We start from the raw sequence: 22,980 nt of genomic DNA, 5'->3' as shown, positions 1-22,980 counted from the left end.
GTCGAATCAATCCAGTTCAGGCACCAGATTCTGCACTGCGCGTTCAGGGAAGAACAGGCGCTGCAACTCCAGCCCAGGATGCTCGGCACGCATGAAGGCTTCGCCGACCAGGAACGAGTAGACCTCGTTGATTTCCATCAGCTCGACATCTGCACGGTTGAGAATACCGCTTTCGGTGATTGCCAGGCGGTCACGGGGAATACGTGGCAGCAGGTCGAGAGTGGTTTCCAGGCTGACGTCAAAGGTGTGCAGGTTGCGGTTGTTGACACCGACCAGCGGCGTATCGAGGGTTTTCAGCGCCCGCTCCAGCTCGTCACCGTCATGCACTTCGACCAGCACATCCAGGCCGACACTTTTCGCTGTAGCAGCCAGCTCGGCCATTTTCACGTCATCCAACGCGGCAACGATGAGCAGCACGCAGTCGGCGCCCAAGGCGCGGGCTTCGACGATCTGATACGGGTCGATCATGAAGTCCTTGCGGATCACTGGCAGCTTGCAGGCTGCACGCGCTTGTTGCAGGTACACATCGGCGCCCTGGAAATAATCGACATCCGTCAGTACCGACAGGCAGGTCGCGCCGCCTTTTTCGTAACTGACAGCGATGTCGGCAGGCACGAAGTTCTCGCGGATCACACCTTTGCTCGGTGAGGCTTTTTTGATCTCGGCAATCACCGCAGGCTGCTTGCGCTTCGCCTGTTCGATCAGCGCTTTGGCGAACCCACGCGGTGCATCGGCGGCGGCAGCCAGACGCTCAAGCTCGGCAAGACTCACGCGAGCGCTACGCTCGGCGACTTCCTGGACTTTACGCGCCAGAATGTTTTCCAAAACCGTCGGTACACTCATCCTTCATTCTCCACCTTGAATACCGCAGTAAAGGCGCCCAGCTCTTGCAGCTTCTCCCAGGCCAGCCCGGTGTACAGCACGTCATGGGCCAGTTCGACACCGGATTTGAGGCTCATTGCATGATCAGCGGCATAGAGCGCTGCGCCAGCGTTGAGCACAATCATTTCAGCGGCCTTTTGGCCGTTTTCGGTTTTGCGTCGGCCCAGCGCATCGCGGATCAGATCCAGTGACGCCTGCGGGCCTTCAACTGCCAGGCCATGCAGGCTCTGGCTCTTCATACCGAGGTCTTCCGGTTCGACCCAATACTCTGTGATCTGGTCATTTTTCAGCTCGGCGACAAAGGTCGGCGCTGCCAGGCTGAACTCGTCCAGGCCGTCTTTCGAGTGCACCACCAGCACATGCTTGCTGCCCAGGCGCTGCAGGACTTCGGCCAATGGACGGCACAGGGCCTGAGTGAACACACCGACCACCTGGTGTTTAACCCCGGCCGGATTCGTAAGCGGGCCAAGCATGTTAAACAGGGTACGCAGACCCAAGTCTCGACGCGGGCCAGCAGCGAATTTCATCGCCTTGTGATGGGTCTGGGCGAACATGAAGCCGATGCCGAGGCTATCGATGCAGCGCGCTACCTGCACAGGTGTCAGGTTCAGGTAAATTCCTGCCGCCTCCAACAGATCGGCGCTGCCGCTCTTGCCAGAGACTGCACGGTTACCGTGCTTGGCCACGGTGCAGCCGGCCGCCGCGAGAACGAAGGCTGAAGCGGTGGACACGTTGAAGATATTGGCGCCATCACCCCCGGTGCCGACGATGTCGACCACACCGTCGAGGGACTGCAGTTCGACCTTCTCAGCCAGTTCACGCATAGCGGTTACCGCACCGACGATTTCATCGATGCTTTCGCTTTTCATGCGCATACCCATCATGAAAGCGCCGATCTGCGCTTCGGTGCACTGACCGGTCATGATTTCGCGCATGACATCGCGCATTTCTTCAGTGCTCAGGTCCAGGTGGCCGACGATGCGGCTGAGCGCACTCTTGATATCCATGATCGATCCTTAGCGGCGGCCGCCGGTCTGTTTGAGGAAGTTGGCGAACAGCTCGTGGCCCTGCTCGGTGAGAATCGACTCAGGGTGGAACTGCACCCCTTCTATATTCAGGGTTTTGTGGCGCAGGCCCATGATCTCATCAACCGAGCCGTCTTCCAGCGCCGTCCAGGCCGTAACCTCCAGGCACTCAGGCAAGGTTTCGCGCTTAACCACCAGTGAATGGTAGCGGGTAACCGTCAGCGGGTTGTTCAGGCCGGCAAATACACCCAGATCCCTGTGGAAAACCGGGCTGGTTTTGCCGTGCATCACTTGGCGAGCCCGTACGACATCGCCGCCGAAGGCCTGACCAATGGACTGGTGGCCCAGGCACACGCCGAGGATTGGCAGCTTGCCAGCAAAGTGCAGAATGGCTTCGATGGAAACGCCAGCCTCGGTTGGAGTGCATGGACCCGGAGAGACCACAATGCGCTCGGGGTTCAGGGCTTCAATCTGGGCGATAGTCAGTTCGTCGTTGCGAATGACTTTGACCTCTGCACCCAACTCGCCGAGGTATTGCACGACGTTGTAGGTGAAGGAGTCGTAGTTGTCGATCATCAGTAGCATCTGGGTACAACCTCTAGAATCAAGTTCGCCGGGTGAACAGGCGCAAGACGGCGCACGGTAGGCGCCGTGGGTTTCAATCAGCTACGTGGCGTCTGTTCGGCCAGCGCCACCGCCCGGAACATCGCCCGGCGTTTATTGATGGTTTCTTCCCATTCCAGTGCTGGCACTGAGTCGGCGACGATGCCGCCACCGGCCTGAACATGCAGTTCGCCGTCCTTGATGACCGCGGTGCGAATTGCAATGGCGGTGTCCATGTTGCCGTTCCAGGCAAAGTAGCCGACAGCACCGCCGTAGACGCCACGCTTGACCGGCTCCAGCTCATCGATGATTTCCATGGCGCGAATTTTCGGCGCCCCAGACAAGGTCCCGGCGGGCAAGATGGCGCGCAATGCATCCATCGCGCTGAGGCCTTCCTTCAGTTCACCGGTAACGTTGGACACGATGTGCATGACGTTAGAGTAACGCTCAATCACCATTTTCTCGGTGACCTTGACCGTACCGGTTGCCGACACCCGACCGGCGTCATTACGGCCAAGGTCGATCAGCATCAGGTGCTCGGCGATTTCCTTGTCGTCTGACAGCAGATCTTCTTCCAGCGCCCGGTCCGCCTCTTCAGTCGCACCGCGTGGGCGGGTGCCGGCGATCGGACGAACGGTTACCAGGTTGTCTTCGACCCGGACCAGTACCTCTGGCGAACTGCCCACCACATGGAAGTCACCGAAATTGAAGAAGTACATATACGGTGTCGGGTTGAAGCAGCGCAACGCCCGGTACAGGTCGATGGGGGCGGCCTTGAAGTCGATCGACATCCGCTGCGACGGCACCACTTGCATGCAGTCGCCAGCCAGGATGTATTCCTTGATGGTATCGACCGCACGCTCGTAGTCGCTTTGGGTGAAGCTGGAGCGGAACGCCGGCTCGGCTGCGGCTGGCCCACCGAGCTCCAGACCACGGCGTGGAGTGATCGGTTGGCGCAGTTGCTCGAGTAGCTCCTCCAGACGCGCCAGGCCGTTTTCGTAGGCCTGCTCCTGGGCGGGGTCGACCAACACGATGGCGTGCATCTTGCCCGCCAGGTTGTCGAACACCACGACGGCGTCGGACACCATCAACAAGATGTCCGGCACACCCAAAGGGTCAGGATTCGGGCACTTGCCCAGACGTTTCTCGACATAGCGCACGCAGTCGTAGCCGAAATAGCCGACCAGGCCACCGTTGAAACGCGGCAGGCCAGCGATAGTTGGCACCTTGTAGCGTTCTTTGAAGGCTTCGACGAAGCTCAGCGGATCTTCCACCTCATGCTGCTCAACTTCGACGCCGTCATGGGTGATCCGCACCTGATGGTCATGCACACGCAGCACGGTGCGGCACGGCAAACCGATGATCGAATAACGCCCCCACTTCTCACCACCTTGAACAGACTCAAGCAGGTAGGAGTTAGGCTGGTCGGCCAGTTTCAGGTAAATCGACAGCGGCGTGTCGAAGTCGGCGAGTGTCTCGCAGGCCAAGGGGATACGGTTATAGCCGGCAGCGGCCAGGCGCAGGAATTCTTCGCGGGTCATGATAGCCTCGTGGCAAACAGCAAATAGGTCGAATAGGCAAACGGGCCGACAGGGGTCGGCAGATAAAAGTCAGGCGCGCCAACGCCAACGGGCCAAGGCCTTGATAACTTTCATCCAGAGTTTGCCGGTAACCGCCACGATGGAATCTCGATCTGAGGAGGAATGAACGTCCGCCAACGTTATCCCAGTGGCCGCATCTAAGCAACCGGGCAACAGTGCGCGCAGGTCATCGATGACCATGCACGGCCCTTCTTCGCTGATTGGCCGCCCGTGATTGTAGCCATAGGTCAGGCCCACACATTTGACGCCAGCAGCTTTCGCCGCCAGCACATCGCTGCGCGAGTCGCCAACGAACAAGGCGGCTTCAGCCGGGACGTTGGCCATTTTCATGACGAACAATAAAGCTGCCGGATCAGGCTTCTTCTGCGGCAGCGTATCGCCACCAATGATCCAGCGGAAATAACGACCGATTTTCATTTGATCAAGCAACGGCGCGACAAAGCGCTCCGGCTTGTTGGTGATCAGGGCCATCTCCACGCCCTGCTTGTGCAACCACTTGAGGGTGTCACGCGCACCGGGGTACACCACAGTCAGCTGGTGGTTGTCGGCATAGGCCTGCATAAACAACTCCAGGCCCTTTTCTGCCTCGTCGTCATCGACAGCGGCATGGTCCAGCCCACCTGCCAGGGCCCGGCGCACCAGCACCGGGGCACCATTGCCGACCCAGTGGCGTACTGCCTCCAGGCCAGCGGGCTTGCGCCCCATTTCGAGCAGCATGTGGTCTACCGCTGCGGCCAGGTCTGGTACCGAATCGATCAGGGTACCGTCCAGATCAAACATCACCAGTTTGGGCAGCGCACCGGGAAACAGCTGCTCGAAGCCACTCATGGGCGGGCCAGGGCCAGTTCGGCATGCATCTTGGCAATCACTTCCTGGTAGTTCGGCGCATTGAAGATGGCCGAGCCGGCGACGAACGTATCGGCGCCAGCGGCAGCGATCTCACGAATGTTGTTCACATTCACCCCGCCGTCGATTTCCAGGCGGATGTCGCGGCCGCTGGCATCGATCAGCGCACGCGCTTCACGCAGCTTGTCGAGGGTGCCGGGGATGAATTTCTGACCGCCAAAACCTGGGTTGACGCTCATCAGCAGGATCATGTCGACCTTGTCCATGACGTACTTGAGGGTGTCGAGCGGGGTTGCCGGGTTGAACACCAGGCCGGCTTTGCAACCACCGTCACGGATCAACTGTAGTGAACGATCGATGTGCAGGGTAGCTTCCGGATGGAAGGTAATGTAGCTGGCACCTGCTTCGATGAAGTCGCCGATAATGCGGTCGACCGGGCTGACCATCAGGTGCACGTCAATTGGCGCGGTAATGCCGTACTTGCGCAGCGCGGTGCAGACCATAGGGCCAATCGTCAGGTTCGGTACGTAGTGGTTGTCCATCACGTCGAAGTGAACAATGTCGGCACCCGCGGCCAGTACATTGTCGACTTCCTCACCCAGACGGGCGAAATCGGCAGAAAGAATAGAGGGGGCAATAGCGTAGGGCTGCATGGCGCACCTGTAGGGCAGAATCACGGTGGCGCGCATTGTACCTCAGGCGAATAGCCATCGGCTGACCGGTATCAAAGCGGTCGTCGGATGAAAGCTGATCGCGGGGCAAGCCCGCTCCCACAGATTGCGCCTGTGGGAGCGGGCTTGCCCCGCGATGCATTCAAGCAGGCTGCTGGGTTCGCAGTTTTTCGCTACGCCCGCGCAACCACTCTAAGGTCAGCAACAGCAACACCGAGAAGGCAATCAACAAGGTTGCCGCCGCCGCGATGGTCGGGCTGAGGTTCTCCCGAATGCCGCTGAACATCTGCCGTGGCAGGGTCGCCTGCTCGGGGCCGGCGAGGAACAGGGTCACCACCACTTCATCGAACGAGGTGGCAAAGGCAAACAAAGCCCCGGAAATCACCCCGGGAGCAATCAGCGGCAAGGTCACCCGACGGAACGTGGTCAGCGGCGAAGCGCCGAGGCTGGCGGCTGCACGCACGAGGTTGTGGTTGAAGCCTTGCAGTGTCGCGGACACGGTAATGATGACGAACGGTACACCCAGCACCGCGTGCACCAGGATCAAGGAGATGAAGCTGTTACCCATGCCCAGTGGCGCAAAGAACAAGTAACTGGCTACACCGATGATCACCACGGGCACCACCATCGGTGAAATCACCAGGGCCATGATCAACGATTTACCGGGAAAATCACCGCGCGTCAGGCCGATCGACGCCAGGGTGCCGAACACCATGGCCAGCAGCGTCGCCGCCGGGGCAACGATGATGCTGTTCTTCAGCGCCCGCATCCACTCGGCCGAGGCAAAGAAGTCGTGGTACCACTGCAGCGAAAAACCTTGCAGCGGGTAAACCAGAAAGCTGCCGGAGTTGAACGACAACGGAATGATCACCAGCACCGGCAACACCAGGAACAACAGAATCAGCCCGCAGAGGATGCGCAAGCTGTAGAACCAGACCCGCTCGACGGGCGACATGTAAGGGCTCAGCATGACAACGCTCCTCAGCTCAGACGCAGGCGGCTGGCGCCGACCAGCCAGCTATAGATCAGGTACAACAGCACGGTTGCCAGCAACAGCAGGCCACCCAGCGCCGTCGCCATACCCCAGTTGATGCTGGTGTTGGTGTAGAACGCCACGAAATAGCTGACCATCTGATCGTTAGGGCTGCCGAGCAGTGCCGGGGTGATGTAGTAGCCGATAGCCAGGATGAACACCAACAGGCAGCCTGCTCCGACACCGGCGTAGGTCTGCGGGAAGTACACCCGCCAGAAGCTGGCGAACGGATGACAGCCCAACGAAATGGCCGCACGCATGTAGGTCGGCGAAATGCCCTTCATCACGCTGTAGATCGGCAGAATCATGAACGGCAGCAGAATGTGAACCATGGAGATGTACACACCGGTACGGTTGAACACCAGCTCCAGCGGTTTATCGATGATGCCCAGGGCCATCAGCGCGCTGTTGATCAATCCGCCCGATTGCAGCAACACAATCCATGCCGCAACCCGCACCAGGATCGATGTCCAGAACGGCAGCAACACCAGAATCATCAGCAGGTTGCTCTGCCGGGTTGGCAGATTGGCCAGCAGGTAGGCCAATGGATAAGCCAGCACCAGGCAAATGGCCGTGATCACGAAGCCCATCCACAAAGTACGGGTGAAGATGTCCAGGTAAATGGCCTGGTCAGGGGTAGCCTTGGCCAGCTCACCGAGGTCATCAATACGATGATCCAGCGCCGCCAATAGGTAAAACGGTGTGACGCTGCTGGTGTTACGACGGATCGCCTGCCAGTAGGCAGGATCACCCCAACGCTCATCCAGCTCTTGCAGGGCGTCTTTATAGGAAGCCGGCTCGGACTTGAACGGCAAGGCGCGGGCCGTCTTGGCCAGCAAGCTGCGATAGCCGGCCAGTTCCATGTTCAGACGCTTGGAGGTGTCGCCCAGGGTCTGGTTCTTGCGCGCCTGGCCCAGGTCTTCGCTCAGTGCTTTGTACACCGGCTCACCCGGCAGGCCCTTGCCGTCCCATTGCGAAACCGCAGCGACGGTCTGCGGCAAACCTGTGACGACTTCCGGGTTGCCCACGCTTTTGTAGAGCAACGCGGCGATGGGCACGAGGAAAACCAGCAGCAGGAACAACGCCAGCGGCGCAATCAGCGCTTGCGCTTTCCAGCGGTTGACCCGCTCGGCGCGCGCGAGGCGCTGCTTGAGTGTGGAACCTGCGCCTTCATTCAGGGGCACTGCGATGGCCATAGCGAACTCCGAAATCTTGAGAACAGGAAGCGTCGGCAAAGCGCCGACGCTCCGTCAGCCGACCTTACTTGGCAGCCCAGGCGTTGAAGCGTTGCTCCAGCTGCTCGCTGTTGTCAGCCCAGAAGGCAACATCGATCTGCACCTGGTTGGCGATGTTTTCCGGGGTGGTCGGCATGTCTTTCTTGATTTCGTCAGAAAGCAGGCTGACCGCCTTGGAGTTGGCTGGGCCGTAGGCAATGTTTTCCGAGTAGGTCTTCTGCTGCTCAGGCTTGACCGAGAAGGCGATGAACTTCTTGGCGTCATCGGCGTTTTTCGCACCTTTCGGAATGGCCCAGGCGTCGAAGTCGTAGATACCGCCGTTCCACACCACTTTCAGGTTGCTTTCTTTTTGTACAGCGGCGATGCGACCGTTGTAGGCCGAGCTCATGACCACGTCACCCGAAGCCAGGTACTGTGGCGGCTGAGCGCCAGCTTCCCACCACTGGATGCTTGGCTTGAGTTCATCGAGCTTCTTGAAGGCGCGATCCTGGCCTTCTTTAGTGGCGAGCACTTTGTAAACATCCTTGGGCGCAACACCATCGGCCATCAGGGCGAATTCCAAGGTGTACTTGGCGCCTTTGCGCAGGCCGCGCTTGCCCGGAAACTGCTTGGTATCCCAGAAATCAGCCCAGCTGGTAGGCGCAGTTTTCAGTTTGTCGGCGTTGTAGGCCATCACGGTGGACCATACGAAGAAACCCACACCGCAAGGCTGGATGGCGCCAGGAACGTAGTCGGCCTCATCACCGAACAAGGCAGGGTCGAGTTCTTCGAACATCCCCTCGTCACAGCCACGCGCCAGCTCTGGCGATTCGACCTCAACCAGATTCCAGGACACGCTTTTGGTGTCGACCATGGCTTTGACCTTGGCCATTTCACCGTTGTACTCACCCGCAACGATCTTGCCGTTGCCTGCCTTTTCCCATGGCTCGTAAAACGCTTTGACCTGGGCAGCCTTGTTGGCGCCGCCGAAAGAGATCACGGTCAAGTCAGCCGCCGCCATGGCCTGGCCCGCCGCAAACAGCCCCAATGTCAGAGCGGTCAACTTCAAGTGTTTGAGCATTATTATTTTCTCCACAGTACAGGGTTGGTGAAGCAAACCTTCAATTGGCTTCCTGGATCGGATCGAGCGCGCGAGCGTGCTCCACTTCCCAGCCAAGCGGTACCACATCGCCCACGGCCAGCGCCGGGTCGAGTTCGGCAATCGGCTGCTTCACGAAGAAATCGGCCTTGCCGCAGACCTCCAGACGAACCCGCACGTGGTCGCCCAGGTAAATGAATTCGGCCACCCGGCCAGAGAAGCGGTTCACACAGCTCTCGCTGTGGCCATTGAGGCGAACGCGCTCAGGACGAATCGACAGAGTTACCGGTTCACCGCTCTGGCCGACGTTCACCGCCAGCGCTTCAACCTTCTCACCACGCGCCAGCTGGACCATACAACGCTCACCGTCCTGACTGATCAGGCGGCCGTTGATACGGTTGTTCTCACCGATGAAGTTGGCCACAAAGGTGTTCTTCGGCTCTTCGTAGAGGGTGCGCGGGTCGGCGATCTGCTGGATTTCGCCCTGGTGGAACACGGCAACACGGTCGGACATGGTCAGCGCTTCACCTTGGTCGTGGGTGACGTAAACCACGGTGACGCCAAGGCGCTGGTGCAGGTGCTTGATTTCCATCTGCATGTGTTCTCGCAGCTGTTTGTCGAGCGCGCCGAGCGGTTCGTCCATCAACACCAACTGGGGTTCGAACACCAGCGCCCGGGCCAAGGCCACCCGCTGTTGCTGGCCGCCAGACAACTGGCCTGGGTAACGCTTGGCGAAGGCATCGAGCTGGACCATGCTAAGTACGCGCTTGACCCGCTCACTGATGTCAGTTTTGCTCAGGTTACGCACGGTCAGCGGGAACGCCAGGTTCTCGGCCACTGTCATGTGTGGAAACAGAGCATAGTTCTGGAACACCATGCCGATGTCGCGCTTGTGCGGCGGCACGTTGTTGATCGAGCGCCCGGCCAGCTGGATCTCGCCAGCAGTCGGGGTCTCGAAGCCTGCGAGCATCATCAGGCTGGTGGTCTTGCCGGAGCCGGAAGGGCCGAGCAAGGTCAGGAACTCGCCTTTGCGAATATCCAGATTGAGGTCTTTGACGATCAGCGACTCGCCGTCATAGCTCTTCTGCACACCGCGAAAGCTGACCAGCACTTCGCCGGCTGCAGCGCTCGAATTCACCTCACTCATACCCGTACCTTCTTGTTGGATGACTGCCGTGTCTACAGCCTAGTGAAGGGGCAAGTCGGCGCAAATCGGCGGCGAAGAGAGATTGATATCAGCGAGATGGAAGGCTTGGGGTAGGGATTGCCCTACACGGGTGGCGTATTTGGATAAGCGATCGCGGGGCAAGCCCGCTCCTACAGTGCTTCTGTGGAAGCGGGCTTGCCCCGCGATGTCGCGAACAGAACACTCAGAGCAACTTGTGCTCCATGGCGTACTTCACCAGCTCCGCCAGCGAGGTCACATTGAGTTTCTGCATCAGCCGCGCCTTATGGGTACTGATGGTCTTGTTGCTCAGCGCCAGTTGCTGAGCGATGTCGTTGACATTGGCGCCTTGGGCCAGGCGCTCGAATACCGAGAACTCACGCTCCGACAACAGTGAATGCAAAGGCCGGGCGTCTGTCAGGCCCACTTCGAACACCATCCGGTCGGCCAGGTCCGGGTCAATGTAGCGCCCGCCTCCGGCCACTCGTCGAATGGCCGTCAGTAGCAAGGCCGGATCGCTGTCTTTGGTCGCATAGCCGGCTGCGCCGATTTTCAGTGCCCGGGCGGCCATTTGCGCTTCGTCATGCATCGACAGCACTAGAATCGCTGGCGGGTTGTTCAATGCCCGGATCCGCGGAATCGCCTCAAGGCCGTTGACCCCGGGCATGGAGATATCCAGCAACACCACTTCGCACTCGGTATGGCGCAACGCTTCCAACAACTGCTCGCCGTTCGCGGCCTCCCCGGCCACTTGCATATCCTTGGCCAGGCCTATCAATTGCTTGATGCCTTCACGGACGATGGTGTGGTCTTCGGCAACCAGAACTCGAATCACAAAACCGCTCCTATTTCAGGGGTATGCCAATGCTAAGGCTGGTGCCCTCGCCCGGCTCACTCTCCAAGGTCATTGTTCCACCCAACATCAGCACGCGCTCGCGCATCCCCACCAGGCCGAAAGAGGACGGGCGGCGTTCGTCCAGCGCAAAACCGACGCCGTCGTCGATCACGGTCAAACGCAAAGTGCGCCCGTCCAGGCTCAAGCTGATTTGAACAGTATGCGCCTGGGCGTGGCGCATGACATTGGTCAGCGCCTCTTGCAGGATACGGAACAGGCCGGTGGCCTTGGCGTCACTTAACGGTGGCAGATTCTCCGGCACCTGGACCAGGCAAGGGATCTGCGTGCGCGCTTCAAAACGCCGCGCCTGCCACTCGATCGCCGAGGCGATGCCGGCATCCAGAATCGGAGGGCGCAATGCCGTGGCGACATCGCGTACCAGCTGGAACAACTGAGCAATCAGCCGCTTCATGCTGGCCAGACGCTCGTTCAGGCCGGGGTCAAGATCGGCATAGGCCAGCTCACACATGGACGTTTCCAACTTGAGTACAGTCAGCATCTGCCCCAGCTCATCATGCACCTCTCGGGCGATGCGGGCTTTCTCTTCCTCACGAACACTTTCCATGTGCGCCGACAAATCACGGAGTTGTTCCTGGGAACGTGCCAGCTCCAACTCGACCCTTTTGCTCTGAGTGATGTCCCAGACCACGCCATCCCAAACCACCCGTCCATCGCCCAGGCTGCGGGTACTGGCTTTGATATCCGCCCAGCGCTGCTCGCCGTCACGAGTCAGGATGCGGCCCTGCCACGACCAGTCCTGATCAGTGGCCAAGGCCATATCCTGAACCTGGTGGTAATCGGCGCGGTCTTCCGGGTGAACCAGGTTACGCAGGCCCATGTCCGGGTGCTGCAGTGCGGCGGGGCTATAACCGACCAAGGCCTCGCTGCCTTCGCTGATGTAGGGGAATTCCAGCTCGCCTTCAGCCGGGTTGCGCTCAAGCCGGAACACCAGCCCCGGCACATTGCCGGCGATGCCTTTGAGCCGGGCTTCACTTTCGCGCAAAGCCGCCAGGGCTCGACGACGCTCAGTGACATCAGTGAGAAATACCACCAGATACTCGGCATCGCGGAACCGCAGGAAACTCAGCGATACGTCCACCGGCAGCAGACTGCCATCGGCGCGCAAGCATTGAGTCTCGAAGTGCTGGGCGGCATCGATGCTGGCCCGTGCGCCCTTCCACAATTCAAGCCAGCGATCCATGTGCAAGCCAGGCTCGAAGTCGATCAGCGGCCGGTCGATCACCGCGCCTTCCGGGTAACCCAGCATGCTTTCGGCGGCGCGGTTGGCGTAGCGTACGTGACTGTCCCAATTGACCCAGAGGATACCGACGGTGCTCTGGTCGATAGAAAACTGGCTCAAGCGCAGCGCCTCTTCACGAGCCTGGCGCTGGTTAAGAGTGTCTCGCGCCGTCAACAGGCTGTGCTCCAGTTGACGCAACTGGCGGCGCTGCCAGATCACAATGAGCACACTGCTGAACAACAGTGCACCCAGCAACAATCCCAGATTCTGCCAGAACCCCGGCGACTCGCTCAGGCGCGGGTACTTGGGCTCCAGCCAGCGCTGGTGCAACTGCTCCAGGTCTTTGGCCGGAATAGCTTGCAAGCCACGCTCAAGAATCTCCGCCAGCACCGGCCAATCGCGCCGAGAGGCCACACGCAACAGCTGCGGCAAGCCAATATCGCCGACCACAGCCAGATCGCTGAACTCGCTTTCTCGCGACAAGCGGCTCAACTGCGCCTCATCTACCACGGCATAGCGCGCTTGCTCACTCAACAACAGCTGCAACGCCTGACGCTCTTGGGGTACACCTTGCAGATTGAGGTTCGAATAGGTGGCACGCAGATAGTCAGCCACCGCACTGGGCATGCGTACCGCCACCCGCTCTTCGCTACTGAGCTTCTCAAGATCCACTGCCCGAGCACCACTGCGTGGCCCGACAATCAATTGCGGCACGCGCATATATGGGTCGCTGAACAGCCACAAGCGCAGTCCGGCTGGTGTTTGGGTCAGGCCAGGCGCCAGATCGACCTCACCGGCCACCAATGCCCGCTCAAGGGTCGCCTGGTCCGGGTAGTTGCGCCAGGTGAGGTCCAGCCCCAGCGAACGGCCCAACCAGTTCATCAACTCGACATTGACGCCGTACAGCTGCTGCAAGCGGCGATCAAACTGGGCAAACGGTGCTTGCAGCACCAGCCCGACCCGTAAGCTGCGATGTTGTTCAAGCCACTGCTGCTGTGCAGGGTCCAGCACCACCGTGGCCGATGGGCTGGCAGGGCTTGCCCAGGCGATCAAGGACCAGCATAAACAGCCGATAACCAACAGACAGCGCACTGACTTCATCTAAACGCTCATCAAAGAAGGGAGGGTCACCGAGCATGGCCGTCCCGGACAAATACTATTAGGCTGCCGGTATTACTCTGGCCTGGACCACTTCATGTTCGCACTTTTACGCACAGCGCTTCCGGCGTTTTGCCTCTCACTGATACTACCTTGTAGCGCACAAGCAGCCGCAGGTGAAACTCCCGAGGCGGCTGCAGCCCCCCAGCCAACTGCCATTGAGCGCCAACCTCTGGCTGAACGCAGCCAGGAAGATGCCCTGGCGCTGGGACGGCAAGTTCCTCAGGCCGAGCAACAAATGCTGCAAGCAGGCACTGACAACTTCCTCGCCCTGTGGAAACCCGCCAACAGCGGCGAACCCAAAGGTGCGCTGATCATTCTGGCCGGAGCAGGCGAAACGGCAGACTGGCCGAAGACTGTCGGCCCTTTGCGCAACAAATTTCCTGACGTGGGCTGGCATAGCCTGAGCCTGAGCTTGCCCGATCTGCTGGTCGACAACCCGCAGGCACGGGTGCAAACCGCTCCTGCACCCAGCCAGCCGGTAGCACAAGGCCAGAGCGCACCGGCCAAAGCCACGCCTGACGACGCTAATGCCAGTGTCGAAAAGGCCACGGCAGTCGAGAACGACGGCAGTGAAAATATTGCCTCATCCCAGGAACCGGGTCTTGACGACAAGGCCGATGCCGAGCGGATATTTGCCCGCCTGGATGCCGCGGTAGCCTACGCCCAGCAACACAATGCCCGCACTATTGCTCTGCTGGGCAACGGCAGCGGTGCGTACTGGGCGGCTCGTTATCTGAGTGAACGGCAACCGGCACAGATTCAGAAGCTGGTCATGGTTTCCGCACAGTCGCCTGCACAGGCTGAGCAAAGCCTCGACGCCCTGGCGCCTGCGCTGAAAGTCCCCACTGCTGACTTTTTCTACACCAGCCAGGCACAAGCGCGGCGTGCCGCCGAGCTACGCCTGCAAGCGAGCAAACGCCTCAAAGACAATCAGTATCGGCAGATCGGCCTGACCGCCATGCCTGGCAACAACGCGGCGGAACAGGAGCAGCTGTTCCGCCGGGTGCGTGGTTGGCTCAGCCCGGAGAGTACCGACTAGAAACCGCGATGCTTACGAATGATCGCGTAAGCCTGGTGCAGCTCGCGGGTGCGCTCAGTGGCTTCACGCACTTGGGAGGGACTTGCACCACTGCCGACCAGCTTGTCGGGGTGGTGACGACTGACCAGCCGCCGGTACGCCTGCTTGATCTGGCCTGATTCAGCGTGAGCTTCGACACCCAGCAAACGCAACGCGTCATGGTAACCAAAGCTAACGCCGGATAAACCTGGACGCTGGGGCTCGTACTCCAGCGCCAAGGCCTTGACCTTGGGTGCCGACCAACCCAGCTGCCGCCCCCAATCAAGCAATAGCTCACGCTCCTGTCGGCCCGCTCGGCCATCGGCCCAGACCATGCGCCAACACGCCCGCAACATGCCTTCGGCGGCATTGGGCTGCTGTTTCAAGCGCCGCAGGTGGGCGCTCAGGCGATCCTGGCCGCTTTTGCCACGATTGAACGCCGCAATGGCCCGACGGCGCGCAGGCTCATTCATTTCCAGGCGCTGCATCTCCTGGCGCGCCTGCTGAATATGCCCATCGACCACCCGTCCATCACATTTGGCCAACCGCCCTAGCAAAACGAATAACACCTCATCGTCCAGCAATACCGGGCGCCCGCCCAGGCGCTCACGCACATGGGCCCAGCTATGCAATTGCAAGCGGCGATCCATCGCCTGGCCCAACAACGCCCCCAGCAATGCCCCTGGAATGCTGGCAATGGCGAAGCCGGCTCCGGCACCAATCACTGTGCTCGGCCAAAGCATTTCAACCGCGCCCTTTGATCAATTGTTCGACCTCTGCCAGACGCTCCTGCGTCCCGACATCAACCCAGTGACCGGCAAAGTGTTCGCCCGTGACCTGCCCCAAAGCCATCGACTCTCGCAGCAGTGGCGCCAACTTGAAAGCCCCCGCGCTACAGCCATCGAACAGAGCAGGATCAATTACCGCAATGCCGCTGTAGGTCAAGGTAACTGCACCATCCTGACCATCGCTGACCAGGCCCTGCTGCAGGCAGAAGTCACCCTTACCATGATGGCCAGGGTTATCGACCAACACCAGATGAGCAAGGCCTGTCGGCTGTTGCGGCAAACGACTGAAGTCGTAGTCGGTCCAGACATCACCGTTGACCAGTACAAAGGGCTGGGTGCCGAGCAAGGGCAACGCCTTGAAGATCCCACCACCGGTCTCCAGCGGTTCGCCCTCCGGCGAATAACTGATGCTCAATCCCCAGCCAGCCCCATTACCAAGGTGCGCCTCGATTTGCTCGCCGAGCCAGGCATGGTTGATCACCACCTCTTTAAAGCCGGCAGCCTGCAGGGCTCGCAGGTGGTACTCGATCAGTGGCACACCCGCCACTGGTAGCAACGGCTTTGGGGTGTGCAAAGTAAGCGGACGCATGCGCTCGCCTTTGCCCGCCGCAAGAATCATCGCCTTCATGCACGTGCTCCGCCTGCAGCCTGCAGGCTCTCGATCAGTTCATCCAGTTCGGCCAGCTCCGGGCGGCGGGCTATCACTTCATCTATATAGGCAAAGAAGCGCGGAACATCGGTCAGGTAACGCGGTTTGCCATCGCGATGGCAGATGCGGGCAAAAATGCCGATGACCTTAAGGTGACGCTGCACGCCCATCAGGTCACTGGCGCGGTAGAACGCGTCAAAGTCAGCCTGCACCGGAACGCCCTTGGCCTGCGCGCGCTGCCAGTAGTCTTTCAGCCAACCCTCGACCCGTGCTTGCGGCCAGCTGAGGAACGCATCCTTGAACAAACAGGTAACGTCATAGGTGACGGGCCCGTAAACAGCATCCTGAAAATCCAGCACGCCCGGATTAGGTTCGCTCTGCATCAGGTTGCGCGGCATATAGTCGCGGTGCACCAATACCTTGGGCTGGGCCAGGGCACTGTCAATCAGCAAGGCGCTGACGCGCTGCCAGAGGGCCAGTTGCGCGTCGGTAAAGCCGATCGCCAACTCGCGGCCCACATACCACTCAGGAAACAGTTCAAGTTCACGGCGCAGGAGAGCGACGTCATAGCTCGGCAGCGGCGCTTCCATTGGCAACTGCTGAAAAGCCAACAGCGCTTCGATGGCGTCATCGAACAGGCCATCGGCATTGTCGGCATTGATTACATCGAGGTAAGTCTGGGTACCCAAGTCGCTCAGTAGCAAAAAGCCACGCTCCAAGTCCTGGGCATGAATGACCGGCACATTGACCGAAGCAGTGGCCAACAAATGGGCAATATCGACGAAGGGGCGGCAGTTTTCCTGGGGCGGTGGTGCATCCATGACGATAAAACTATGGCCTTCAGCCTGCCAGCGGAAGTAGCGACGGAAGCTGGCGTCGCTGCTGGCAGCGGTCAGATTGCCCGCTGGAACCGCACCCCAGCCCTGTTTCTGGAACAGAAGGGTCAGTTGTTCTTGGAGCCAGACGGTGAGGTGTTGCAGGCGTACATCATGTTCAGGCATTACAAGGGTCTCCGACGGCCCTAGCCGTCAAGCGGGTCATGCTTTATTATCCAGCATCTTTTTCAGACCATCGAGAGGCGTGCGGCCCCACACGCGGGCAGATGGCACGCAGGAAGCCCGGACTAATAAGATGGCATTGAAATCCCCCGCGTTTCGTAAAAAATTCCCGTTGCTGGTCACCGGCGGTCTGCTGGCGCTGCAACCTCTGGCCACCTCGTATGTGGTTGCCGCAGAGCAATTCGATTGCCAAGTGTCTGCTGCCGGAGGCTGGGACTGCAAGCCCAAGACCAACGCTGCGGCGCTGCCGCCTCGTCCGGTACATCCGGGCGCAGCTGCCAGCTCGACCGGAGAAGCTACGGCTGAGGCTGGTGAAGCTGAGGCCGGCAAAGGTCCGATGCTCGTTACCGAGAGTAAAGGCCGCGCCCTGAAAACCCGCAGTGTCGACGCCAGCCACCTGGACTGGGTGCCACGCGATCAGCTGACGCCTGCCCAGCTTGCCGAAACCGGGCCGTACTGTGCCGGCGCCTACATCGAGCCGACTCGTCCGGGCATGGATGACACCACCCCCAAAGACGAAGCACCGACCTTCATCGGCGCCAAGGTTTCCCGCTACCAGCAGGAGCAGCAGATCGCCACCCTCGCCGGTGACGTGGTCATGCGCCAAGGCAGCATGCAGGTTGAGGCTGATGAGGCCAACCTGTATCAGGCCGAGAATCGCGGTGAACTCAGCGGCAACGTCAAGATTCGTGACAACGGCTCGTTGGTTGTGGGCGATCACGCCGACATCCAGCTCGACACTGGCGAGGCCAAGGTCGACAACGCCGAGTACGTCATGCACAAGTCGCGTATCCGCGGTAGTGCGCTGTACGCCAAACGTGCCGAAAACGCCATCATTCGCCTCAAAGACGGTACTTACACCACCTGTGAGCCGAACAGCAACGCCTGGCAGCTCAAGGGCAACAACATCACCTTGAACCCGGCCACCGGCTTCGGTACCGCGACCAACGTTACCCTGCGGGTCAAAGATATCCCGGTGTTCTACACCCCGTATATCTACTTCCCGATTGACGACCGTCGCCAGTCCGGCTTCCTGCCGCCGTCGTTCAGCACCAGCAGCGACACCGGCTTCATGCTGGTCACGCCGTACTACTTCAACCTGGCGCCAAACTACGACGCCACCTTGTATCCACGCTACATGGCCAAGCGCGGCCTGTTGATGGAAGGTGAGTTCCGCTACCTGACCAAGTCCAGTGAAGGTCAGTTCGGTGGTGCTTACCTGAACGACAAGAATGATGATCGCAAAGAGCAAACGGACTACAAAGAAAAGCGCTGGATGTATAACTGGCAGCACAAAGGCGGCCTAGACAAGCGCTTGCTGGCTGAGGTCGACTACACCGACATCAGTGATCCGTTCTACTTCCAGGACTTGGAATCTGAGCAGATTGGAGTTGAGAGCAAGGACTTCGTCAACCAGCAAGGTGCGTTGACCTATCGTGGCGATAGCTATGTCGCACGCTTGAATGCGCATGCCTACGAGATGGCCACCATCTCCAAGATCACCCCGTATGACCGGTTGCCGCAGATCACTTTCAACGGAATGCTGCCGTATCATCCAGGCGGCCTTGACTTGAAGTATCAGACTGAAGCCGTCCGCTTCGACCGTGACCTGAAAAGCGGACAGGTGTTTGACGAAGACGGCAATCTGGACACCAGCGTACGTGCAGACGGTGGCCGGATCGACCAGAACGTGTCTGGCTTGGCCCGGGCCAATGGTGATCGCTTCTATGCAGCGCCAGAAATCAGCCTGCCTCTGACAGCTACATATGGCTACCTGAAGCCTTCCATCAAGTACACCACCACTCATTACGAGCTGGATCTGGATAGCCAGGGCAAGCAGCAGGCAGCGGCGCAGTTTGCGAGAAACCCCGACGTACAAGGCGAATTCAGCAGCACGCAGAATCGTAACGTACCGATTTTCAGCGTCGACAGCGGCCTGTATTTCGATCGCAACACCCAATGGTTTGGCAAAAACTACCGCCAGACGCTGGAACCGCGCCTGTACTACCTGTATGTACCTTATGAAGATCAGAAGGACATCCCGGTTTTCGACACCGGTGAAAGCACGTTCAATTACAGCTCGCTGTTCCGTGACAATCGCTTCAGTGGACGCGATCGCATTGGCGACGAGAACAAACTGTCGCTGGGTGTGACCAACCGCTGGATTGAAGAAAACGGGTTTGAGCGTCAACGGTTCAGCATTGGCCAAGCAGTCTACTTCAAAGACCGTAAAGTCCAGCTGCCTGGCATCGACTACCGCACCCGCAGCGACTCCTTGGCTGACGTCTCACCATACGCCCTGGAATACGCCTACCGCTTCAACCGCGACTGGCGCTTCAACTCCGACTTCAACTGGGATCCAGACAGCCGCAGCACCCGTTCGGGCAGCGCGGTCTTCCACTACCAGCCTGAAGATGAAGTGAACAAGATTGTTAACCTGGGCTATCGCTATCGCAACGACACCGTTCGGTACGATTCGGCTACAGGCACCTGGTCTGCTGGCGGCAACAGTGACTACGGCACTCCTGGCAGCCCGAACTACGTCAAGGACTACTACAAGATCCAGCAACATGACTTCTCGGTCATGTGGCCAATCGTTCCTCAGTGGACCGCGATTGCTCGCTGGCAGCATGACTACAGCCAGAACCGTACCCTGGAAGCCTTTGGTGGTTTCGAGTACGACAACTGCTGCTGGAAGCTGCGTCTGATCAACCGTTACTGGATCGATTACGACGACTTCAGCCAGGCAACTCCACAAAACGAAAAAGGCGACCACGGCGTCTTCCTGCAGATTGTGCTGAAAGGCCTCGGCGGCGTAGTGGGCAACAAGGTCGAGTCGTTCCTCGACCAGGGCATTCAAGGTTATCGTACACGTGAAGACCAAGCTTACTGATTGTCTGCGCCCGCTGTTGCTGGGCGCTGTATTGCTGAGCAGCACGGCGCATGCCGCCGTGCAGACTCTGGATAGCGTTGTGGCCATCGTCGATAACGACGTGGTCATGAAAAGCCAACTGGACCAGCGCGTGCGCGAAGTCGAGCAAACCATCGCCAAACGCGGTGGTTCTGCACCACCTCCAGGCGTGCTTGATCAACAGGTGCTGGAACGCCTGATCGTCGAGAACCTGCAACTGCAGATCGGCGAGCGCTCCGGCATCCGCATCACCGATGAAGAACTGAACCAGGCCATTGGCACCATTGCCCAGCGCAATGGCATGAGCCTTGAGCAGTTCCGCGCGGCCCTGGCACGTGACGGTCTGTCGTATGAAGATGCCCGTGAGCAGGTTCGCCGCGAGATGATCATCAGCCGCGTGCGCCAACGTCGCGTGGCTGAGCGCATTCAGGTATCGGAGCAGGAAGTGAAAAACTTCCTCGCCTCGGACATGGGCAAGATGCAACTGTCCGAAGAGTATCGCCTGGCCAACATCCTGATCCCGACCCCTGAACGTGCTGATTCGGCCACCATTCAGGCCGCAGCCCGACAAGCGGGTGAGGTTTATCAGCAACTCAAGCAAGGTGCCGACTTCGCTCAAATGGCGATGGCCCGTTCGGCTAGTGAAAGCGCGCTGGAAGGCGGCGAGATGGGCTGGCGTAAAGCAGCTCAACTGCCACCTCCGTTCGACCGCCTACTGAGCTCAATGTCGGTCGGTGATGTCACCGAGCCGGTTCGCACGCCTGGCGGTTTCATCATCCTCAAGTTGCAGGAAAAACGTGGCGGCTCGAGCATGGTGCGAGACGAAGTCCACGTGCGCCATATCCTGATCAAGCCAAGCGAGATTCGTAGCGAAGAGGCCACCAAGGCCCTTGCAGAGAAACTCTACGAGCGCATTCAGAATGGCGAAGACTTCGCCCAACTGGCGAAGAGCTTCTCTGAGGACCCGGGTTCGGCCCTCAACGGCGGCGACCTGAACTGGATCGACCCGAACGCACTGGTACCTGAGTTCCGCGAGGAAATGGCCAGTGCCCAGCAAGGTCAGGTCACCAAGCCGTTCAAGACCCAGTACGGCTGGCATGTGCTCGAAGTCCTTGGCCGCCGCGCCACTGACAGCACCGAGCAGGCCCGTGAACAACAGGCGATGAACGTACTGCGTAACCGTAAGTACGACGAAGAGCTGCAAACCTGGCTGCGTCAGATCCGCGACGAAGCCTACGTTGAAATCAAGCTTCCTGGCGCTAATCAGGTCTCCCCGTGAAACCTCAACGCTTCGCCCTCACACCTGGCGAACCAGCCGGCATAGGTCCTGACCTGTGCCTGCTGCTCGCCGCGCAAGCCCAGCCGCACCCCCTGATTGCCATTACCAGCTGTGACCTGCTCGCCGAGCGGGCCACACAGCTGGGTGTGGCCGTCAGCCTGCTGCCGGTCACTCCTGACACCCTACCGGATCAACCTGCCCCTGCTGGCAGCTTGTATGTTTGGGACACGCCGCTGCAGAACCCTGTGGTCGCTGGCCAGCTGGATAAAGCCAACGCCGCGTTCGTCCTGGAAACCCTGACCCGCGCAGGCCAGGGCTGCCTGGATGGGCATTTCGCCGGGATGATCACCGCCCCGGTACACAAGGGCGTGATCAACGAGAGTGGTATCGCCTTCTCCGGTCACACCGAGTTCCTCGCCGACCTTACCGGCACCGCGCAAGTGGTGATGATGCTCGCCACGCGTGGCCTGCGTGTAGCCTTGGTGACCACTCACCTGCCCTTGCGTGACGTTGCCGACGCCATTACCAGCGAGCGCCTGGAGCGGGTCACCCGCATCCTGCACGCCGACCTTCAGCAGAAGTTCGGCATCGCCAGCCCGCGCATTCTGGTCTGTGGCCTGAATCCGCATGCCGGCGAAGGTGGCCATCTCGGCTCTGAAGAAATCGACACTATTGAACCCACGTTGGCACGCCTGCGCAGCGAAGGCATGGACCTGCGCGGCCCACTGCCGGCCGACACCCTGTTTACCCCCAAATATCTGGAGCATTGCGACGCAGTGCTGGCGATGTACCACGACCAAGGCCTGCCGGTACTCAAGTACAAGGGTTTTGGTGCTGCCGTGAACGTGACCCTGGGATTGCCGATCATCCGCACCTCGGTCGACCACGGCACCGCCCTGGACCTGGCCGGTAGCGGCCGGATCGATACTGGCAGCCTGCAAGTCGCCCTGGAAACCGCCTACCAGATGGCCGAGACCCGAATATGAGTGAGCAATACCAACACCGGGCGCGCAAGCGCTTCGGCCAGAACTTTCTCCACGACGCTGGCGTCATCGACCGCATTCTGCGCTCGATCAACGCCAAGGCCAGCGACCGCATGCTGGAAATCGGCCCGGGGCAGGGAGCCCTGACCGAAGGCTTGCTGGGCAGCGGTGCACAGCTCGACGTGGTTGAGCTGGATAAAGACCTGGTGCCGATTCTCAACCAGCAGTTTGCTGGTCGGGACAACTTCCGCCTGCACCAGGGTGACGCACTGAAGTTCGACTTCACCAGCCTTGGTGCGGCACCGAACAGCCTGCGCGTGGTCGGCAACCTGCCGTACAACATTTCCACCCCGCTGATTTTCCACCTGCTGGACAACGCCGAACTGATCCGCGACATGCACTTCATGCTGCAAAAAGAAGTGGTCGAGCGCTTGGCTGCAGGGCCTGGCGGCGGTGACTGGGGCCGTTTGTCGATCATGGTGCAGTACCACTGCCGGGTCGAACACCTATTCAACGTCGGGCCCGGCGCGTTCAACCCGCCACCGAAGGTCGACTCAGCCATCGTGCGCCTGGTTCCGCACGAAACCTTGCCCTTCCCGGCCAAAGACCATCGCCTGCTGGAGCGCATCGTTCGCGAGGCCTTCAACCAGCGCCGCAAAACCCTGCGCAATACCCTCAAAGCCCTGCTCAGCAGCGATGCAATCGAGGCCGCCGGGGTCGACGGCAGCCTGCGCCCAGAGCAACTGGACCTCGCCGCTTTCGTCCGCCTGGCCGACAAACTCGCCGAGCAACAAGGCAGCCACTGAGGTATCACAACGGC

20 protein-coding genes are annotated in these 22,980 nt (G+C 59.9%); 5 read left to right on the top strand and 15 right to left on the bottom strand.

What is annotated here, in order from left to right:
• Nucleotides 1–6 precede the first annotated feature (6 nt).
• The 12 genes from trpC to E1573_RS13000 form a co-directional block, all read right to left on the bottom strand.
• The gene (gene trpC, locus E1573_RS13055) at nucleotides 7–843 is read right to left on the bottom strand and encodes an indole-3-glycerol phosphate synthase TrpC (RefSeq protein WP_133214274.1); all 837 of its coding nucleotides are present in this window, start codon (nucleotides 841–843) and stop codon (nucleotides 7–9) included.
• Complete coding sequence (trpD, locus tag E1573_RS13050; protein WP_133214272.1) at nucleotides 840–1,889, bottom strand: anthranilate phosphoribosyltransferase; 1,050 nt, start codon at nucleotides 1,887–1,889, stop codon at nucleotides 840–842. Before trpD ends, trpC begins: the two co-directional genes overlap by 4 nt.
• Before the next feature lie 9 nt (nucleotides 1,890–1,898).
• A complete protein-coding gene (locus E1573_RS13045; RefSeq protein WP_133214270.1) occupies nucleotides 1,899–2,492 on the bottom strand; it encodes an aminodeoxychorismate/anthranilate synthase component II in 594 nt (197 codons plus the stop codon).
• A 77-nt stretch (nucleotides 2,493–2,569) separates the two neighbouring features.
• Nucleotides 2,570–4,051 carry an anthranilate synthase component I gene (trpE, locus tag E1573_RS13040; RefSeq protein ID WP_133214268.1) on the bottom strand — a complete coding sequence of 494 codons (1,482 nt, stop codon included), beginning with the start codon at nucleotides 4,049–4,051 and terminating at the stop codon, nucleotides 2,570–2,572.
• A gap of 69 nt (nucleotides 4,052–4,120) precedes the next feature.
• Nucleotides 4,121–4,939, bottom strand: coding sequence for a phosphoglycolate phosphatase (locus E1573_RS13035; RefSeq protein WP_133214266.1), 819 nt, complete (start codon nucleotides 4,937–4,939; stop codon nucleotides 4,121–4,123).
• Nucleotides 4,936–5,610: a ribulose-phosphate 3-epimerase gene (rpe, locus tag E1573_RS13030; protein ID WP_133214264.1), complete on the bottom strand. Its 675-nt coding sequence runs from the start codon at nucleotides 5,608–5,610 to the stop codon at nucleotides 4,936–4,938. The genes E1573_RS13035 and rpe overlap by 4 nt, the downstream gene beginning before the upstream one ends.
• 160 nt (nucleotides 5,611–5,770) lie before the next feature.
• Nucleotides 5,771–6,598 carry an ABC transporter permease gene (locus tag E1573_RS13025; RefSeq protein WP_133214262.1) on the bottom strand — a complete coding sequence of 276 codons (828 nt, stop codon included), beginning with the start codon at nucleotides 6,596–6,598 and terminating at the stop codon, nucleotides 5,771–5,773.
• A gap of 11 nt (nucleotides 6,599–6,609) precedes the next feature.
• Nucleotides 6,610–7,857: an ABC transporter permease gene (locus tag E1573_RS13020; protein WP_133214260.1), complete on the bottom strand. Its 1,248-nt coding sequence runs from the start codon at nucleotides 7,855–7,857 to the stop codon at nucleotides 6,610–6,612.
• Between the two features lie 64 nt (nucleotides 7,858–7,921).
• Complete coding sequence (locus tag E1573_RS13015; protein WP_133214258.1) at nucleotides 7,922–8,956, bottom strand: ABC transporter substrate-binding protein; 1,035 nt, start codon at nucleotides 8,954–8,956, stop codon at nucleotides 7,922–7,924.
• 40 nt (nucleotides 8,957–8,996) lie between these two features.
• Nucleotides 8,997–10,121: an ABC transporter ATP-binding protein gene (locus E1573_RS13010; RefSeq protein WP_133214256.1), complete on the bottom strand. Its 1,125-nt coding sequence runs from the start codon at nucleotides 10,119–10,121 to the stop codon at nucleotides 8,997–8,999.
• 223 nt (nucleotides 10,122–10,344) lie between these two features.
• Nucleotides 10,345–10,974: a response regulator transcription factor gene (locus E1573_RS13005; RefSeq protein WP_133214254.1), complete on the bottom strand. Its 630-nt coding sequence runs from the start codon at nucleotides 10,972–10,974 to the stop codon at nucleotides 10,345–10,347.
• A 10-nt stretch (nucleotides 10,975–10,984) separates the two neighbouring features.
• Nucleotides 10,985–13,375: a PAS domain S-box protein gene (locus E1573_RS13000; protein ID WP_133214252.1), complete on the bottom strand. Its 2,391-nt coding sequence runs from the start codon at nucleotides 13,373–13,375 to the stop codon at nucleotides 10,985–10,987.
• Nucleotides 13,376–13,469: 94 nt separating this feature from the next.
• On the opposite strand from E1573_RS13000, the gene E1573_RS12995 reads away from it, so the two are divergent.
• Nucleotides 13,470–14,474, top strand: a complete 1,005-nt coding sequence (locus tag E1573_RS12995) for an alpha/beta hydrolase family protein (protein ID WP_133214250.1) — start codon at nucleotides 13,470–13,472, stop codon at nucleotides 14,472–14,474.
• On the opposite strand, the gene E1573_RS12990 is transcribed toward E1573_RS12995, so the two are convergent.
• From E1573_RS12990 to E1573_RS12980, 3 genes are read right to left on the bottom strand one after another with little or no spacing between them, the layout of a single operon-like run.
• A complete protein-coding gene (locus E1573_RS12990) occupies nucleotides 14,471–15,235 on the bottom strand; it encodes a TerB family tellurite resistance protein (RefSeq protein WP_133214248.1) in 765 nt (254 codons plus the stop codon). The genes E1573_RS12995 and E1573_RS12990 overlap by 4 nt on opposite strands.
• Nucleotide 15,236: 1 nt before the next feature.
• Nucleotides 15,237–15,908, bottom strand: a complete 672-nt coding sequence (gene murU, locus E1573_RS12985) for an N-acetylmuramate alpha-1-phosphate uridylyltransferase MurU (protein ID WP_133214246.1) — start codon at nucleotides 15,906–15,908, stop codon at nucleotides 15,237–15,239.
• Entirely contained in the window at nucleotides 15,905–16,930 is a 1,026-nt protein-coding gene (locus E1573_RS12980; RefSeq protein WP_133214244.1) for an aminoglycoside phosphotransferase family protein, read from the bottom strand. Before E1573_RS12980 ends, murU begins: the two co-directional genes overlap by 4 nt.
• A 130-nt stretch (nucleotides 16,931–17,060) precedes the next feature.
• On the opposite strand from E1573_RS12980, the gene E1573_RS12975 reads away from it, so the two are divergent.
• The 4 genes from E1573_RS12975 to rsmA are packed head-to-tail and all read left to right on the top strand — an operon-like array spanning nucleotide 17,061 to nucleotide 22,966.
• Nucleotides 17,061–19,880 carry an LPS-assembly protein LptD gene (locus E1573_RS12975; protein WP_133214242.1) on the top strand — a complete coding sequence of 940 codons (2,820 nt, stop codon included), beginning with the start codon at nucleotides 17,061–17,063 and terminating at the stop codon, nucleotides 19,878–19,880.
• The gene (locus E1573_RS12970; protein ID WP_133214240.1) at nucleotides 19,861–21,177 is read left to right on the top strand and encodes a peptidylprolyl isomerase; all 1,317 of its coding nucleotides are present in this window, start codon (nucleotides 19,861–19,863) and stop codon (nucleotides 21,175–21,177) included. The genes E1573_RS12975 and E1573_RS12970 overlap by 20 nt, the downstream gene beginning before the upstream one ends.
• A complete protein-coding gene (pdxA, locus tag E1573_RS12965; RefSeq protein WP_133214238.1) occupies nucleotides 21,174–22,163 on the top strand; it encodes a 4-hydroxythreonine-4-phosphate dehydrogenase PdxA in 990 nt (329 codons plus the stop codon). Before E1573_RS12970 ends, pdxA begins: the two co-directional genes overlap by 4 nt.
• Nucleotides 22,160–22,966 (top strand): 16S rRNA (adenine(1518)-N(6)/adenine(1519)-N(6))-dimethyltransferase RsmA, encoded by an 807-nt coding sequence (gene rsmA, locus E1573_RS12960; protein ID WP_133214236.1) that lies wholly within the window; start codon nucleotides 22,160–22,162, stop codon nucleotides 22,964–22,966. Before pdxA ends, rsmA begins: the two co-directional genes overlap by 4 nt.
• The last annotated feature ends 14 nt before the right edge of the window (nucleotides 22,967–22,980 follow it).

Origin of the sequence: Pseudomonas sp. H9 (assembly GCF_004353925.1) — a bacterium.
Classification (GTDB): domain Bacteria; phylum Pseudomonadota; class Gammaproteobacteria; order Pseudomonadales; family Pseudomonadaceae; genus Aquipseudomonas.
The sequence above is the reverse complement of the archived record's forward strand: the minus strand, read 5'-3'. Positions and strand labels throughout refer to the sequence as shown.